Annotated in this window: 12 protein-coding genes and 1 tRNA gene; all 13 read right to left on the bottom strand. The window is 65.0% G+C overall.

Going from position 1 to position 15,886, the window contains the following annotated elements; genetic code table 11:
• Positions 1 to 274 precede the first annotated feature (274 nt).
• Positions 275 to 1,666 carry a TolC family outer membrane protein gene (locus WN73_RS38975; protein ID WP_271557927.1) on the bottom strand — a complete coding sequence of 464 codons (1,392 nt, stop codon included), beginning with the start codon at positions 1,664 to 1,666 and terminating at the stop codon, positions 275 to 277.
• Positions 1,667 to 1,872: 206 nt separating this feature from the next.
• Positions 1,873 to 2,535 (bottom strand): protein-L-isoaspartate O-methyltransferase family protein, encoded by a 663-nt coding sequence (locus tag WN73_RS38970; protein ID WP_271557535.1) that lies wholly within the window; start codon positions 2,533 to 2,535, stop codon positions 1,873 to 1,875.
• Between the two features lie 138 nt (positions 2,536 to 2,673).
• Positions 2,674 to 2,853: a hypothetical protein gene (locus tag WN73_RS38965; protein ID WP_011087243.1), complete on the bottom strand. Its 180-nt coding sequence runs from the start codon at positions 2,851 to 2,853 to the stop codon at positions 2,674 to 2,676.
• Positions 2,854 to 3,070: 217 nt separating this feature from the next.
• A tRNA-Asn gene (locus WN73_RS38960) sits at positions 3,071 to 3,145 on the bottom strand.
• Between the two features lie 136 nt (positions 3,146 to 3,281).
• Positions 3,282 to 3,650 carry a hypothetical protein gene (locus tag WN73_RS38955; protein WP_060912259.1) on the bottom strand — a complete coding sequence of 123 codons (369 nt, stop codon included), beginning with the start codon at positions 3,648 to 3,650 and terminating at the stop codon, positions 3,282 to 3,284.
• Between the two features lie 211 nt (positions 3,651 to 3,861).
• A complete protein-coding gene (locus WN73_RS38950; RefSeq protein ID WP_271557531.1) occupies positions 3,862 to 5,556 on the bottom strand; it encodes a flotillin family protein in 1,695 nt (564 codons plus the stop codon).
• 28 nt (positions 5,557 to 5,584) lie between these two features.
• The gene (locus WN73_RS38945; RefSeq protein ID WP_011087241.1) at positions 5,585 to 6,244 is read right to left on the bottom strand and encodes an OB-fold-containig protein; all 660 of its coding nucleotides are present in this window, start codon (positions 6,242 to 6,244) and stop codon (positions 5,585 to 5,587) included.
• 10 nt (positions 6,245 to 6,254) lie between these two features.
• Entirely contained in the window at positions 6,255 to 7,418 is a 1,164-nt protein-coding gene (locus WN73_RS38940; RefSeq protein WP_271557529.1) for a PspA/IM30 family protein, read from the bottom strand.
• 1,253 nt (positions 7,419 to 8,671) lie between these two features.
• Positions 8,672 to 9,055: a RidA family protein gene (locus tag WN73_RS38935; RefSeq protein WP_271557527.1), complete on the bottom strand. Its 384-nt coding sequence runs from the start codon at positions 9,053 to 9,055 to the stop codon at positions 8,672 to 8,674.
• Positions 9,056 to 9,072: 17 nt separating this feature from the next.
• Positions 9,073 to 11,403 (bottom strand): acetamidase/formamidase family protein, encoded by a 2,331-nt coding sequence (locus tag WN73_RS38930; RefSeq protein WP_271557926.1) that lies wholly within the window; start codon positions 11,401 to 11,403, stop codon positions 9,073 to 9,075.
• 281 nt (positions 11,404 to 11,684) lie between these two features.
• A complete protein-coding gene (locus WN73_RS38925) occupies positions 11,685 to 12,926 on the bottom strand; it encodes an acetamidase/formamidase family protein (RefSeq protein ID WP_271557526.1) in 1,242 nt (413 codons plus the stop codon).
• A gap of 43 nt (positions 12,927 to 12,969) precedes the next feature.
• Positions 12,970 to 14,592 carry an amino acid ABC transporter permease/ATP-binding protein gene (locus WN73_RS38920; protein ID WP_271557524.1) on the bottom strand — a complete coding sequence of 541 codons (1,623 nt, stop codon included), beginning with the start codon at positions 14,590 to 14,592 and terminating at the stop codon, positions 12,970 to 12,972.
• Complete coding sequence (locus WN73_RS38915; protein WP_271557522.1) at positions 14,592 to 15,521, bottom strand: ABC transporter substrate-binding protein; 930 nt, start codon at positions 15,519 to 15,521, stop codon at positions 14,592 to 14,594. Before WN73_RS38915 ends, WN73_RS38920 begins: the two co-directional genes overlap by 1 nt.
• Positions 15,522 to 15,886 lie beyond the last annotated feature (365 nt).

Genomic DNA, 15,886 nt, shown 5'->3' with positions numbered 1-15,886 from the left:
CGTTGTTTTACACCAAGCACGGCAGGATTGGCCGGTTCCGCAACGGACGCCCCGACATTTTCGTCGCGGCAGGCCGACTTGTCCCCAGATCACGGCTCAACGTGCGGCGGTGCGCCCCTGCCCTCGGCACTCAAGCTTTACGCACACGACATCAGGTGCGGGGGCGAATCGACCCGCATCTTCTTGGCAAGGCTATGTCAGGGATTTTGATGATTGCAAGCAAAGCACCGATCGGCCCCGGCTGTTTGCGAGGCCGACCGGACACTTATGGGAATCAGCGCCCGTCAGGCGTGCGCACGCCGGCCCAGCTGTCGCGGACCTGCTGGTAGTGAACGCTCGGATCGTAGACAGTTGTGTTGAGACCGAGCACCTGCGGCGCGAGACGGCCGACCGCGTTGAGCACCGAATAGGACGCCACCACGCGGTCATGCTGCGCAGTGACGAGCGCAACGCGTGCGTTCACCAGCGCCTGCTGCGCGTTGAGCACGTCGAGCGTGGTGCGCTGGCCGGCCTTGGCTTCCTCGCGCACGCCGTTCAGCGCGATTTCGGAGGCCGTGACCTGCGCCTGCGCGGACTGCACCTGCGCCTTGCCGGCTTCCAGCTGGCCCCAGGCCTGCACAATGTTGGCGCGGGTCTGATCGCGGGTGGTCTCAAGATTCAGGCGTTGCTGCGCCAGGTTCTCTTTCGATTGGCGGATGAGCGAATATTCAATGCCGCCCTGATAGATCGGCACGGAAGCCGTCGCGATGGCGGAAGCGGTCGTCGTTCGGAACACCGTCAGGGTCTGTTGGTACTGCTGGGTGATGCCCGCCTGAATCGTGACGGTCGGCAGCAGCGCGCCTTCGTTGATCTTGACCTGGAGATAGTTGACGTCGATGCCGTACATAGCAGCCGTGACGTTGGGGTTCTCGACCAAACCGAGATTGACCGCGGAGGCGATCGTCCCGGGAAGGAAGCGGTCGACCGGCGAGCCCGGGGCAAGGTTTGTCGGCTCGTTGCCGATGATCCGGCGGAAGTTCGCGCGCGTCGTCGTGAGATTCGATTCAGCGGTCAGGGCTTGCGTCCTGCCCGCAGCCAGTTGCGCTTCGGATTGTGCCACGTCGGTGCGGGTAACCTCGCCGACATTGAAGCGATCGCGCGTCTGCTTGAGCGTCTGTTCGAGCACGCGCACGTTGCTGCGCTGAACTTCGAGCGTTGCCGCATCACGCAGGTAGTCCATGTAGGCGCTGGCAGCCTGCAGCAGAACGGACTGCTCGAGCACGCGCAGCGCTTCGCGGGAGCCGGAGACCTGGGCTTCCGCGTTGCGCGTCTTGTTGGCGGTGATGTTGCCGTTATAGAGCGTCTGGGAGACGGTCAGGCTGGCGGCGTTGGGCTGAAGGGGGTTGGGTTCATGGATTCCCGGGCCCCTCTGCACCTGCTGGATGTCCTGATATTGATACCCGGTGCTCGCCGTCAGCGCGACCTTGGGACGATAGCCTGACAAGGCCTGCGGTACGTTTTCGTCAGTCGAGCGCACCTGGGCGCGCTGTGCGTTGAGCTGCGGATTGTTCTGATAGGCGCGCACCAAGGCGGCCTCGATCGTGTCCGCCAAGGCAGGCGTCGGCCCGGCAAGCGCCAGCACCAAGACCGAAACCGCAGCTCCGGTGAAGAGCTTCACCCCATGCATCCCAAAAATTCCGTTCATTCTAACGTCCGGCTCGTGCCCGCGAGCTGGGTTACCGTCTACCGAGTGGAGTCGTTGCCCCGTCGCAACATAGGACGCGGATTGGCGCGACGGAACTACCTCAAGGTAGTTCTCGGTGGAAACTCTTCACGTGCAGCATCCCGGCCACACTTCTGATTCAGAACGGGATTTTAACGGGCTTTGGAGCGTCAGAAGACGAAGGCGGCGGCCCGTTCCAGCCCTGGGAGGACCGGGGCGGCGGCATCGAACAGCGCCCGATGGCCGAATTCGCCGTGGGTATGGGTCACGATCACGGCCCGCGGCGGCCGGGATTCGGCAGATACCCCCACCAGACGCCCGCCTTCCCTAAGCTGCCCGAGCAGCCCTTCCGGCGTCACCTCGACAGCGCCATTGAGGATAATGACATCATACGGTGCGGCAGAGGGGTCACCCTCGGTGCAGGAAGCGGCCTTGCAAGTGACATTGGTAAGCCCGAGGGCGGCGAAGGCGTCCTTGGCTTTCGTAACCAGGGCCGAATCGCATTCCGTCGCGGTAACCCGACTCGCCAGCTTGGCGGCCAGTGCCGCGAGGTAGCCCGTGGCGCAGCCGACCACCAGCACGTTGTCACCCTCGCCGATCTCGGCGGCCTGGAGCAGCTTACCGGTCAGCTGCGGCTTGATCAGGAACCGCTTGCCGCCGCCCTCGCTCACATCGAGGTCGAGGTCGAGATAGGCCAAGGCCTGGCGGCTCGCCGGCACGAAGGCCTCGCGCGGAACCGTAAGCATGGCGTCGAGGACACGGCGATCAGTGACGTCGTTGGTGCGCACCTGGCCATCGACCATTTTGAGGCGCGCGGTCGAGAAACCGGACATTTGCGGACCCTGAAATGCGGACGATGCCGCGGACGAAAGTTGCCGGCATCTTTGGAACATGCCCGGCGAAAACGCAACATGGCCGTTGGCCTCCGCCGGCCAACGCCTCCGCAACTCGCCGCATCAGGGGGCGATGGACTATTCGATCGTCACCGCGAGGCGGCCGATCAGGGCGGCGACCTCGTCCAGCCGCGCCGAATCGGGCGTCTCGACCGCGCGCGCCAGGCAGGCGATGCATTCGTCGTCGCTGAGCTCGGGAATGTCGGCCGGCAGAATCGAGGGAGCCAGGTGGGCACGGTCGATCTGGATGTGGGGCATGGGAATCAGCTCCGTAAGAGTCCGGCCCTGCCAAGCTTGATTTGAATTAAGTCGATTTGGTGCCAAGCCGCACGGTGGCGAAGCAGCGGTCGGGACACGTTTGTTTGAACACGATTCTGCGTCGGATTCGGGCAAGCACCGTGCTGAGAGATGGCCCGAGCGACATCGCGCACCACATCAAGGCGCGACTGCAAGCTTCTGAGATTACGGCGGAATTTGGCTCCCCGGGCTGGATTCGAACCAGCGACCATCCGATTAACAGTCGGATGCTCTACCGCTGAGCTACCGAGGAAAAGGCGAACCGTTCGTTCGCGCGCGGCTGCGTATAACAAAGCCGGTTGCGCTTGCAAAGGACGAATTCGTCGTCTTCCGCAACGCGCCTGAGGAAGGGCCGGACGGCCCCTCCTCCGGCCATGTCGGGCGGAAAACTATTCGGCGACGAAGGACGTGGTCTTGGTGCCGGAGTCGTAGCGCAGCCGCAGCGCGGTGAACTTGCAGAGGTTGACGTTCTTCCAGAGCACCGACTCGTCGTAGTTCTGCCAGTCGACGCGGATGTTCCAGACACATCCCTCGTCGTCATCGTCGAACTCGACATAGGTGCTCGCCTGGTTCTGCAAAACCTTGTCGAGCTCGTTGTCCCATTCGTCCAGGCCATCGTCCGGCGCGTTGAAGCCCAGGAATTTGATGGCATAGCCGGTCTCGTTGACGACGGTGACGTTGCGGGCGTCCGCCGCGAACGACGGTGTGGCGGCGATCGAAAGACCGATCGCGACCAGTGCAGCCAGAAAATACTTCATGTGAAATTCCCCCGATCGAAACAGGCTTTAAGCGCCTGACGTCGATCGGCGCAGGCGCCGCGGCAACCAATGGCGTTGCCTCCAACGGTTCGTCCGGAGCGTGATCGAAAGGTTCAACACGCCTCGATCAGCACTCCGGAGCCGTGCGCGACGCGAGGCGCGCACGGGGATTTCTTATCGATTCGAATTCTCAGCAGCAATGAACGGGCGTTCATAGATCGGCGGCGTTCGTTTTCTCCGGCGCGTGCGCCGGCACAGCGGCACCGTTGCTCTTGCCCGTCACGGCGCCGACCAGCGCCTGCACGGGATCATCGCCCGGCGCAAAGCCGCTCTGGCGCAGGATCTCGTCGATCATCGGACGCAGCGCGTGCACCTTGAGCAGCTCGCCCGCGAGCCCTTCGCCGAAGCCGACATTGCCTCCGCCGGCGCCGTTGCCGCCGAATGCGCCGCCGGTGTGCAGGATGCGGACGTCCTTCAGGTTGGCGATCGGCTTGACCATCTCGGCGAGGGCCGACGGCATGATCTCGATCCGCTTCTTGGCGATCTCGAAGTCGATGACGTTGCTGCCGAGCTTGTTCTGCGCCTCGTTCTTCATGGTGATGACGGCAGCTTCCGCCTCGCCGATGTTCCGGACGCCGACCGCCTTGATCTTGTTGGACTCGGCCTCCGCCATCGCCAGCGTCTTGGTGGCCTCGGCGCGATCGAGCGCGGCTCTCTTCTCGGCTTCGGCCGCCACGATCACCTCGGTCGACTTGCGCTCGGCCTCGGTGCGCGCGGCAAGCACCTGGGTGAGACGGGCACGATCGGCGACCTCGACGGCACGCGCGGTCACGACCTTTTCCTCCGCGGAGACGGCGATCGCCTCGGCCGTCTTGGCCTCGGCGACGGCTTCCGAGGTCTGCTTGCTCTTGGCCGCGATCTGGATCTCGTTCTCCTGGGTCGCGATCTGGATCTCGCGCTGCGCGTCGGTCTTGCGCTTGTTGATCGCCAGATCCGACTCGATCACGGCGGTCTCCTTGACCTGCTTGGCGCCGGCCTCCTTCTCGGCGACCGCCCGGTCGGTGTCGATGCGGGCGTTCTCCTCGGTCAGGCGCGCGGTCTGCGTCGCCGTCGCGACTTCCGCACGGGTGCTCGCGGTCTTGTTGGCGATGTCGCGCTCCTGGGAGAGCTCGGCTTCCTTCTTGGTGCGTTCGATGGTCAGCGTCTGCTGGCGCGCCTCGAGGTCCTTCTGGGCGATCGCCACCTCGTTGTCTCGCACGATGGCGTTGCGGTCGCGCCGGCGGGTTTCGGTGATGGTCTTGAGCTGGGTGAGACCTTCGGCGTCGAAGAAATTTTCAGGGTTGAAGAACTTCACATCCGTCTGGTCGAGCTTGGTCAGCGACACCGATTCAAGCTCGAGACCGTTCGATTTTACGTCCGACTCCACGGTCGCCTGCACGTGTTTGACGAAATCGCTGCGCTTTTCCTGCAGTTCGAGGATGGACATGGTGGCCGCCACCGAACGCAGGCCGTCGACGAATTTTGCCTCGACCTGGTTACGCAGGGCTTCGGCGTCATTGGTCAGCGCGCCCAGCGTCTGGCTGGCGAGCGCAATACTCTCGTCGTCGGGACGGACGCGCACGTAGAACTCGGCCACGATGTCGACGCGCAGGCGGTCCTTGGTGATCAGGGATTCCCGCTCCTTGCGCTCGACGGTGAGCCGCAACGTCTTCAGATTGACGCTGGCATAGGAGTGGAAGATCGGCAGGATCATCGCGCCGCCGTCGAGCACGACCTTCTTGCCGCCGAGGCCGGTGCGCACGAAGGCCTCGTCGCGCGTGGCGCGCTTGTAGAGGATGGTGAAGACGATCCCCAGGACGACGATCAGCGCGACGCCGATCATGGCCGGGACTGCGATGTCGAACATGACTTTCTCCGCTAATGAGCTTGGCTGGCTAAGTGCTTAGAGTCGGCTTGGACGGCTTGAGTTCATCGTCGGCCTTGACCGCGACGAAGCGGGTGCCGGCGCGATCCACAAGCAGGACCATGGTTCCCTGCTCCAGTGGTCCAGATGCGGGCGCTGCGACCGCCCAGACGAAGTGCCTGTTGCCGTGGACGTCGGCGACGCTGACACGGCCCGGCGGCCCCTGGTCGAGCGGACCGATGACGACCTCGCCGACGCGGCCGACGAGGTCGCCGAGACCGACGACATAGCTTTCGTCCTTGGGAATGACCCGCGCGATGCCGCGGCTGGCGGCGCGGACCAGCGGAACCGAGACGGCGACGGCCCCGATCGAGGCGACCGTCGCCGGCATGGGACCGGCGACCATCCGCGCGACGTCCTGGATCAGGAAGCCGGTGATCGAGAACGCGCCGAGCGCCAGCAGCAGGAAGATCAGCAGCGGCACGCCACCGACATTGATCCAGGAAATGGCGTTGAGCACGCCGTTGTCGCTGGGGTGACTGAAATCGATGCTGGTGCCGAGCATCTCGCTCAACGAGGCCCCGACCAGCATCGTGACGACCTCGAGCGAGCCGACGATGACGATCATGGCCGCCGCGATCGCGAACGGCCTGACCTCGGGCGCCATGACGTGTTCGAGCAGTGCGCTCATGACACATTACTCAGGAGCGCGACTTCAACCGCGCCAGCCTCGCTGCAATCTCCTTGTCGCGATGCAACGTGCTGAGCTCGTCGATGTCGCTTGAAAACGGGATGGCAGCCGGCACGCCGGTGGCGCGCGCCACCGCCCTGCCCGCACGCAGCGCCTTCGCCGCAGCCGAGGCACCACCGGGCTTCCGGGGCGACGTCGCGGCCTGGTGGCTTGCGTGGGCCTCGCTCTTTTCGAGATCCGCGCGACGCTGCTCGGCATCCTGCAAGGCCGACAGCACGGCGCGCAGCGACGTCACGCACTGTTCGATCTTCTCGTTGTTCTCGTCGATGGCGCGGGAGAGCACCTCGAACTGCGCCTCGAGATCCATCTGGCGCGCGATGCCGGCGCGCGCGAGATCATCACGCCCGTCCGCGATCACGCCCTCGATCTTGGCCGTGAGATCGGTCATCTCGCGCTCGATCTCGGTGCGCCGCGCGTTGAGGCGGTATTCCTCGGCGCGCGCCGCCGCGAGCGCGTCGCGGGCCTCAGCTTCGGCGCGCTCGATCTCGCGGATGGCCTGGCCGACCACTTTCAGCTTGTTCTTGCCTTCCGCCTGCTCGATCGCGTCATAGGCGATCCCGGCGATCAGGCGCCCGACCCGGGACAGGAAATTGTCGGGGGCGGCAGCGATGGTATCCATGGCATTCTCCTCCTCTGGCAGACTGTTCGGCGTGACGCCGTAGTGAACTTCAAAGCCGTCGTCGGTGCGGATCAGGTGTGCGGGCGCGCTCTGCCCCCAGCCCTCGGCATAACCGGCGTAGTCGAAGGGCACGCTGAAGCGCCCTTGCACGGTCGCAATCGAAATGGTGGCGGGCCCCTTGATCTTGGCGAGCTTGTCGTCGAGCGGCAGGCGGCGCCCTTGCGCGGCGCGATAGTCGGCGCGGTCGCGCAGACCCAGCGTCACCAGCCGCGACGGCAGTGCGGTTGCTTTCCGGATCGGCTCATAGGCATGGGCGTGGAGCAGGACCACGTTGGAACCCACGTTATGGGTCCGCGCAACCTCGTCCAGGATCTCCATCATGCGGTCATAGGCCTGGAATGTCGCCTCCATGGCGGCCTTGGCGGCCGGGTCAGGGGCAAGCCTGTAACGCAGCGCGGACGGCGCGTTTCGGGGCGACTGGCTCATGGAAAGCACTAAAGCACCATTTTGGTGCTTTACAAGGGGGAAGGCCGATCACGTTCCACTGATCCTTATGCACTCTATGAGTTGGTCGCTGACGGGCTTTGGCGCGTTCAAGGCTGGCGATCACCCCTAGATCACAGCCGATCAAGACTTCTTGCACGCGCGGGTTGCAATTTGAGGCGAAATGGAGGGAGCGTTCGGCAACGGTGCTTGGTGCTTGCTGCTCGCTCTCGTGTCCCGGACGCGCTGCAACGTGAAACGTTGCGGCGCAAAGCCGGGACCCAGGAAGCCGCACCGTACGCTGTGGCATGGGCCCCGGCTCTGCAGCGCGTCACTTCGTGCTGCGCAGCGTCCGGGGCACGAGAGCAGAATTGGGGCTCGACTCTCTTAGCGTCGTCATTGCGAGCGCAGCGAAGCAGAATCTTTCCGCGGCGGCAGTCCGGATTGCTTCGCTGCGCTCGCAATGACGGAGTATTCGTAGGATGGGTAGAGCGAAGCGAAACCCATCAAAGCTTTTTCTGCGCGCGCCGAAGCATGATGGGTTTCGCAAGTGCTGTACCCATCCTACGACCTTGCAGACACACCTTCGTATCCTCGCGGCTCATCTCGCCCGAGCTTTTGCCTCATCTCGTCACCCTCCTCTCAAAGGGCGCAGGGAAGACCGGGTGCCGACTGGCACCCGAGGTCCACTGTGCGAAAGGTGGCTACGAAAATCTGCACAGCGGCATACAGGTGAAGCCATAGCAACCGGCCTTCCCTGCGCAGTGGTTTGACGGCTTATGCCGCGTTCTCCCCGGGGAGCGATGCACTATTGCCCCCGTCGCCTTGCGGATCGCTGATGTGCGCGCCCGGTCGGGCCGCCGCATCACCGCAAGACTTGGCGCACAGACCCCGGGCGCCAGGACGACACGGTTTTGCCGTACGCAGATCACATCGGTCGTGTGCGCGACGGCCTTCGCTCACGGTTGCCCGCCCTGCGATGCCCTCGCGCCGATGTGACTAACGTCCACCGCAGCTCACCCCGCGTGTCGTGACGATCGCGATACGCCCCTCTGACCGGGATGAGGTGGCGCACGAATACGCCAAAGCCGAATTTCGGTAAAGTGGAATCTTTTCGCCTGAGCGGATTGTGGGGTCGCAGGGTGGGTTAGCGCAGCGTAACCCACCACTGTCTATCTCCGCAGAAGCAGAAGTGGTGGGTTACGCCAGCCGACCAGCGCTTCGCGCAGCCGCTCGGCTAACCCACCCTACAAAGCACACATGCCTCACGGCCGCCGGCACACCAGGTCGATCTCGATCAGCGCGTCAAAGGCAAGCCCGGTGACGCCGACGCAGGTGCGGGCCGGCAGCCGGTCGGGCGCGAAGTAGGTGCGGTAGGTCTCGTTCATCGCGGCGTAGTCTTCCTTGAAACGCGTGAGGTAGATCCGCGTCATCACGACGTGCTCGAGGCCGAGATCGATGCCGGCCAAAACCACTTTCAGGTTCTCCATCACTGCTCGCGTCTGCGCCACGATGCCGTCGGGCAGCACGCCCGGCGACTGCGGCGTGTCCGGCATCTGGCCGGTGACGAAGACAAAGCCGTCGGTCTCGACGGCGTGGCTGAAGGGCGCGACCGGCTTCGGTCCGCCGCTGATCATGTGGAATTTCACTTGGGATATCCTTGGGGTTAGGAGGCGTTCTCGAACAGGCGCTTGCTGAGGATGGCGTGCACGCCCCAATTGCCATCGACGACTTGCGTGACGCCGAAATCGACGGCGGCCGACATCAGCGCGATCGCCTCGTCCTCGCTGAGGCCCTTCACGTTCATCAGGAAGCGCCGCATCTTGCGGAAGGCATCCTTCATGGCAAGGTCGAGCGAGGATTTAGCGTAAACCTCGCTCTGCCCCTGCGCGCCGAACTCGGCGAGATAGTTGGGATGGCTGAAGCCGGTCAACACCCAGTCGGTCGCGGTCTCGATCAGGGGATAGGAGAGATCGGCGAAAGGCTGGCCGGCAAGGTCGGCCTTCTTGTGCAGGATCACCTCGAAGGTGCCGGTCATCGAGCACTCGATCGCGGTGCCGCTGAGTTCGCCGTCGCCCTGGGCTGCGTGGGGATCGCCGACCGACAGCAGCGCGCCGGGGACGGAGACCGGAAGATAGACGGCCGCCCCCTTCCCCAGCCGCCAATTGTCGAGATTGCCGCCGAAATAGGACGGCGGCACGGAGTCGACGAAATCGACCTCGCGCGGCGCCACCGCGATCACGCCGAAATGCGGCCGCAAGGGAATGCGGATTCCGTCGAGCACGGCGTGGCGGCGCTTGATCGTGGCGGGCATGACGGGAACGCCGGGATAGTCGTAGGTCGCGTGCACCACGCCGAACGGATCGGTCTGTGGCTCCCAGCGGTAGGAATACAGCGCGCGGGCGTGCGGCGCGACGGTGTCGTCAAATATCTCGTAGATCGTCACGGCTTCGCGCGGCTTCGGACCGCCGAGAAACTCGTTGTAGTGATAGCCCCACCACGCCGCGACCGAGGAGCCGAACACGCGGCCGGCATGGATCGGATTGCGGCTTGCGCGCGGCACGATGTCGAGGATGCGCACTTCCAGAACGTCGCCGGGCTGGGCGTCCTTCACCGCGACGGGCCCAGTGCAGATGTGCACGCCAAACCCCTCGCCGGCGCCGCGGCCGAACACGCTGGCATCCATCGGCCCTGCCCCGCGGCGATCGACGTTCTTTCGATCGCGCGTCCATCCGAACACGCTCTCGGCGCCGGCATCGCCCGCGATCATCATGTCGGGTGCGTCGGAGGCGTGTTGGGTCAGCGTCTCGATGGTGATGGTGTCACCCGAAGCGATCTCGATCTGTGGCTGCAATGAGCGGCTGAAATAGCCCCAATGGACGCGGCTGGCCCCGACCGGGAGATGGTGATGCCTGCGCTCCGTTGTCGTGCGCTCCTCGGCGCCGGCACACGCGACGCTGCTGCGTGCCTCCACGCTTGGATGCACCCGGAGCTGCGCCAGCGCCTCCTGCGGCCAGCCACGCTGACCGGCGACGCCGTGCTGCGAGGTCGCCCGCTCCGCCTCCTGCTGGCGGAACTCGCGCGGCGGCAGGCCGAAGCGATGGCGGAAGGCGCGGCTGAAATGCGCGGAATCGCCAAAGCCATAGGCGTAGGCGATCTCCGAGATCGAGCGATGCGCCTCCGCCGGATTGGACAGGTCGGCCCAGGCGCGCTGGAGCCGGCGTTCGCGGACGTAGTGGGTGAAATTATCGCCGACCGTCTCGAACAGCTTTTGCAAGTAGCGCTCGGAAATCCCCTCGGCCTCTGCGACGCGCGCGGGCACCAGCTCGGGATCGTCGAGCCGGCGCTCGATGGTCTGGCAGATCCGGTGCAGGAGCGCCGCCTGTGTCGCGCTCGATCCGGCGTCGGACGTCGAGGCCGCCAGTTGATGCGCGAGCGTCAGGAGGAGATCGACGAGGCTCTGCGCGACCGCATTCCATTCGGCATCGCTCAAGCTGTCGAGCGTGCGCGCGGTCGCGTCGAGCAGGCGCGCGAACACATCGGCAAAGCCGCCGGGCGGCACGACGCGGGGCTCGCCGAGCCGCGGCTTGCCCGAGAACCGCCCGTGCAGCGCTTCGGAGGTCACCGACAGCACGATCGCGCGCATGTCGCGCTGGAACACGATGCTCCAGTCGCCGCTGCGCGGCAGCAGCACGAGATGTCCGACGGGAACGATGCGGTGGCCGCCGGCGCTCTTCAGCACCATGCCGTCCTCGACCGGCATCAGTGCGATCGGAATATCTTCGTTGAATTGCGAGAGTGGACCGATGGTCTGCGCGCCCGCGGCCATGCGCGTCAGCGCGACGCCCGCAGTATGGCGATGCGATGCGGTTGCATGTCCGTCAAGGAAGGAATGGCCGGTCGCCGGTTGCAGGCCGACGGCAGCCAGCACGTCCCGCCAGGCTTCGGGGCGGTCGTCTTGCGCGTAGGACTCGCTCGTGAACGGCCGGAAGCTCATCGGATCAACCCAGATTGCAGTTGATCGAAGCAACCTCTGTGCCAGACGCACGCGATCCTCCGTCGCAGCGACGGGCCGCAAATGGGGCTCGTTGGTCATCCTCTCATTCCGAAAACAGGCTAACCTTCAACGGGTTAGAGCATGATGCGCTCGTCTTGACGCTCGTCATTCCGGGGCGTGCCCAAGCGCGAACCCGGAATCCATCGGGCGCAGAAGACGGTGGTGAAATGGATTCCGGGTTCGACGCTTTGCCTCGCCCCGGAATGACAAGACGGAGAGATCTAGTCGCACCGGAAGATGTTCTTGCGGATCGTGCCGTGGACGCCCCAATTGGCATCGACCACCTGGGTGACCCCGAAATCGGCGCCGACCGACAGCAGCGAGATCGCCTCGTCCTCGCTGAGGCCGTGCACGGTCATCAGGAACCGGCGCAGCTTGCGGAACGCATCGCGCATCGCACGGTCGAGACTACTGTGATTGGCGATCTCGGTTTGTGCGTCGGCCCCGAGCGCGGCGAGATAGTTCGGATAGGTGAAGCCGTAGAACGACCAGGCCTGCTCGGTCTCGAGCATCGGATGGTCGAGGCCTTCCAGATTGGTGCCGGCCAGATCGGCCCTCTTGTGCAGGATGAATTCGAAATCGCCGGTCAGCGAGGTCTCGATCGCGGTGCCGCCGAGCTCGCTGTCGCCCTGGGCGGCGTGGGGATCGCCGACCGAGAAATAGGCGCCGGGAACCGCGACCGGATAGAACATTCGCGCGCCCTTGCCGATGCGCCAGTCGTCGATATTGCCGCCGGTGTAGCTCGGCGGGATCGAGCTGACGAAATCGGCTTCCGACGGCGCAAGGCCCATGGTTCCGAAATGCAATCGTGCGGGCACCTTCATGCTCGCGAGGATGTTCTCGCGCTTCTTGATGGTGGCGTGGTCGACGCGGACCCCGGGATAGTCGATGGTCGGATGCACGATGCCATCAGGGTCGGTCTGCGGCGTCCAGACATAGTTGTACACCGCCTTCGCGTAGGGCTCGCCCGAGGTGTCGAGCTCGAAGATGGTGACGACCTCGCGCGGCTTCGGCTCCTCGATCAGGTCGTGGTAGTGAAAGCCCCAGTTCGCTGCGACATTGGAGCCGAAGCAGCGGCCGGCATGGCAGGCGCTGCAGCTCGGCCGCGGCCTGATATCGAGGATGCGCACTTCGAGAATGTCGCCGGGCTCGGCGCCTTCGATCGCGACCGGGCCGGTGAGGAGGTGCACGCCGATCCCCTCGCCCGCGCCGCGGATGAACGGGCCTTCGACGGGGCCCGAGCCGCGCCGCGCCACCGCCTTGTGCTCGCGCGTCCACTGGAACACGCTCTCGGCGCCGGGATCGCCCTGGATCATGCGCTCGTAATCGTCGTTGGCGTGATGGGTCAGCGTCTCGATGGTGGCGCGGTCGCCCGAGCGCAGCGTCAGGGCCGGAGCGACCGTCTTGGAGAAATAGCCCCAGTGAACGGTTTTCGGCGAAACCGGCAGCGTGAAATGCGTCATGAGGTGGCCTCTTCGGGAGTCTTGAGCCTTGTGGACACTGCGCTCATCGGACCGCCTCCGGTGTCTTGTCGGCTTCCATTACGCTGAGGAAGCGCGCGGTGAGCGGATTGCGGGGGTTGGAGAGCACCTCGTGCGCCGGCCCCTCCTCGATGATCGTGCCGCCGCTCAAGAAGGCGACGCGGTCGGCGACTTCATCGGCGAAGCGGATCTGGTGCGTCGAGATGATCATGGTGAGGCCGTCGTCGATGGCGAGGCGCCGGATCACCTCCAGCACCTCGTTGACGAGTTCGGGATCGAGCGCGGAGGTCGGCTCGTCCAGCAGCAGCACGCTGGGGTTCGGCGCAAGCGCCCGCGCAATGGCGACGCGCTGCTGCTGGCCGCCGGAGAGATGCCGCGGCAGCGCATCGGCGCGGTGCGACAGCCCGACCCGGTCGAGCAGCTCGGTGGCGCGGCGCTCGGCATCGATCCGGGGCATGCCGTGGACCCAGCGCAACGGGCCGGCGATGTTCTCCTTTGCCGACAAATGGGCAAACAGATTGAACTGCTGGAACACCATGCCGACGCCGACGGTCGCCCGCTCGTTGGCGATCGCCCGCGGTGACAGCAGCTTGCCGTCGTCGTCAAAACCGAGACGCCGGCCGCCGACGCGCACGGTGCCGGCGTCCCAGTCTTCGAGATGATTGATGCAGCGGAGCAGCGTGCTCTTGCCGGAGCCACTGGGGCCGAGCAGCGCGACCACCTCGCCGACGCGGACCGTGAGGTCGAGACCTCTAAGCACCTTTTGCGGGCCATAGCTCTTGGTGAGGTCCTTGGCCTCGACCGCGATGTTGTTGCGCGCGATCGTCGCGGCGCGGCGGGTGCGCTCCTCGCGGGTCAGCGCCAGCGGCGCGGTGTCCGCGAGCTCTGCCTGTGCGGGCTCCGGATCATCAACGGTCACGGCTGCAAGTTCGAGCTTGGTGCCGAGATCGACGCGGCGCCACGGCAGGTAATCAGCAAGCTTGCGCTCGCGGCCCTTGGCGCGGTCGAGATCGAGCAGCCATTCGACGAACAGCTGGATGACGCTGATGGTGGCGGTCAGCACGAGATACAGAAGGCCCGAGGCGAAGAAGATCGAGAAGAAGTCGAAGGTCGAGGACGCCAGCTGGGTCGAGCGCAGCGTCAGCTCCTGGACCGCGACGACGGAGGCGAGCGAGGAATTCTTCAGTGCGCTCACCGCCTCGTTGCCGAAGGCCGGGATCATGGTGCGGATCGCCTGCGGCGCGATCACCCGCCACATCAGGATCCGCGGCGTCATGCCGAGCGCCTGGCCGGCGGTCACCTGCCCGCGATCGACGCCGAGCACGCCGGCCCGCAGCATCTCGGCGATGAACGGCGCCTCGTTGCAGGCGAGCGCGAGGCCGGCCGCCAGCACCGCCGGCAGCTTGATGCCGATATGCGGCAGCGCGTCGTAGGCGAACACCATCTGGAGGATCAGCGGCGTGCCGCGGAAGATCACGGTGTAGGCCCTGGCGATCGCCGCCAGCAGCCAGAAGCGGGAGAGCTGCATGCCGGCGAGGATCAATCCGAGGATCAATCCGCCGCCGAGCCCGAGGGCGGTCACCTCGAGGGTGAGCTCGATGCCCTCGAGCAGATACGGCATGCTCAGGTAATGGAGGAACAGCGACATCAGTCAGCCGTCAGGATGTCCGGCTCCTTGAAGTTGTTCACGTCGAGCCCATGCTTCTTGAGAAGCTCAATATGCGTGCCGGCCTTCTGCACCTCGATCAGCGCGGCGAGCACGGCGTCGCGGAATTTCGGCTTGTCCTTCGGGACGGCAATGCCGACCGAATACGGGATCGTCACCGCGATCGCCTTCTCCAGCTTGTCCGGATAGGCCTTCACCGCGCTGTCGACGGTGTTGACGTCGTTGACATAGGTGTCGGCGCGGCCGGCGAGGATCGCCTGGATGCAGTTGGCGTTGTTGTCGTAGAGCTGGATGGTCGGCTCCGCCTTCCCGGCCTTCTTGCATTCCGGCATCAGCGCCTGGATCAGGGGCACCTCGACGTAGCCGGTGTTTTCCGCGGCGGCCGCACCGCACATCGACGTGTTGATGCCGTTGATGCCCTTCGGATTGCCCTTGGCGACCAGCACGCCATCGAACACCTTCGAGTAGGTGATGAAGTCGGCGGCCTTGGCGCGCTCCTTGGTGGCGTAGATGTCGGAGATCACGATGTCGGCCTGTCCCGCCGAAAGTGTGGTCAGGAGCGCCGCGAACACCACGGGCTTGTAGGTCAGCTTGAAGCCGAGGCATTCGCCGATGGCCTCGCCGAGATCGATGTCGAAGCCGATATATTTGCTGGGGTCTTTCGGATCGATGGTCTCATAGCCCGGCGTGTGGGGGTTGATGGCGTTGACGAGCGTCTTGCCCTTCCAGTCCGGATATTTCTCCTGGAGCGCGGCGCAGGCGGCGGGCGCTGCGGCCTGCGCGCTGAGCGGTGCGCCGAGAACGCCGAGAGCGATGGCGGCGCCGAGCGCGGCCTTGTGCCACGGCAACGATGAGCGTGCGATCCCCCGCCGCACGTTCCTCCGTACTTGGGGCAATACCCGTCTCTCCATATCCAGCTCCTTCGAATTGTCATGGCACTGGCCATGTTCCAGATCTCGGGAGCGAGCCTAGGTGGAGTGCGCCGGGGAAAGCTTGTCTGCGGGCGTACAAAAAATTGGATGGAGGGGGCCCGCAATTTGGGCAAGCCGCTGCACAAAAACTGTTCGCAGGCTTTGCGCGCGGTGAACCGATATTCCGAATTCGGCGGAACCAAATGATCTCGTATCACGCAGGGGTCTGCACGATCAGGGAACCATTCGATTGGGTCATTTGACAGAGATGTGACGCGTTACGGACGTATCTGCGTGCGATATCCGAAGCAGATCACCGCCCCTCCACAGCCTGTCCGCAGCATATCCACAGGGTGACTATGCCG

It is taken from the genome of Bradyrhizobium sp. CCBAU 45394 (assembly GCF_028128655.1).
Taxonomy (GTDB): Bacteria; Pseudomonadota; Alphaproteobacteria; order Rhizobiales; family Xanthobacteraceae; genus Bradyrhizobium; species Bradyrhizobium diazoefficiens.
The sequence above is the reverse complement of the archived record's forward strand: the minus strand, read 5'-3'. Positions and strand labels throughout refer to the sequence as shown.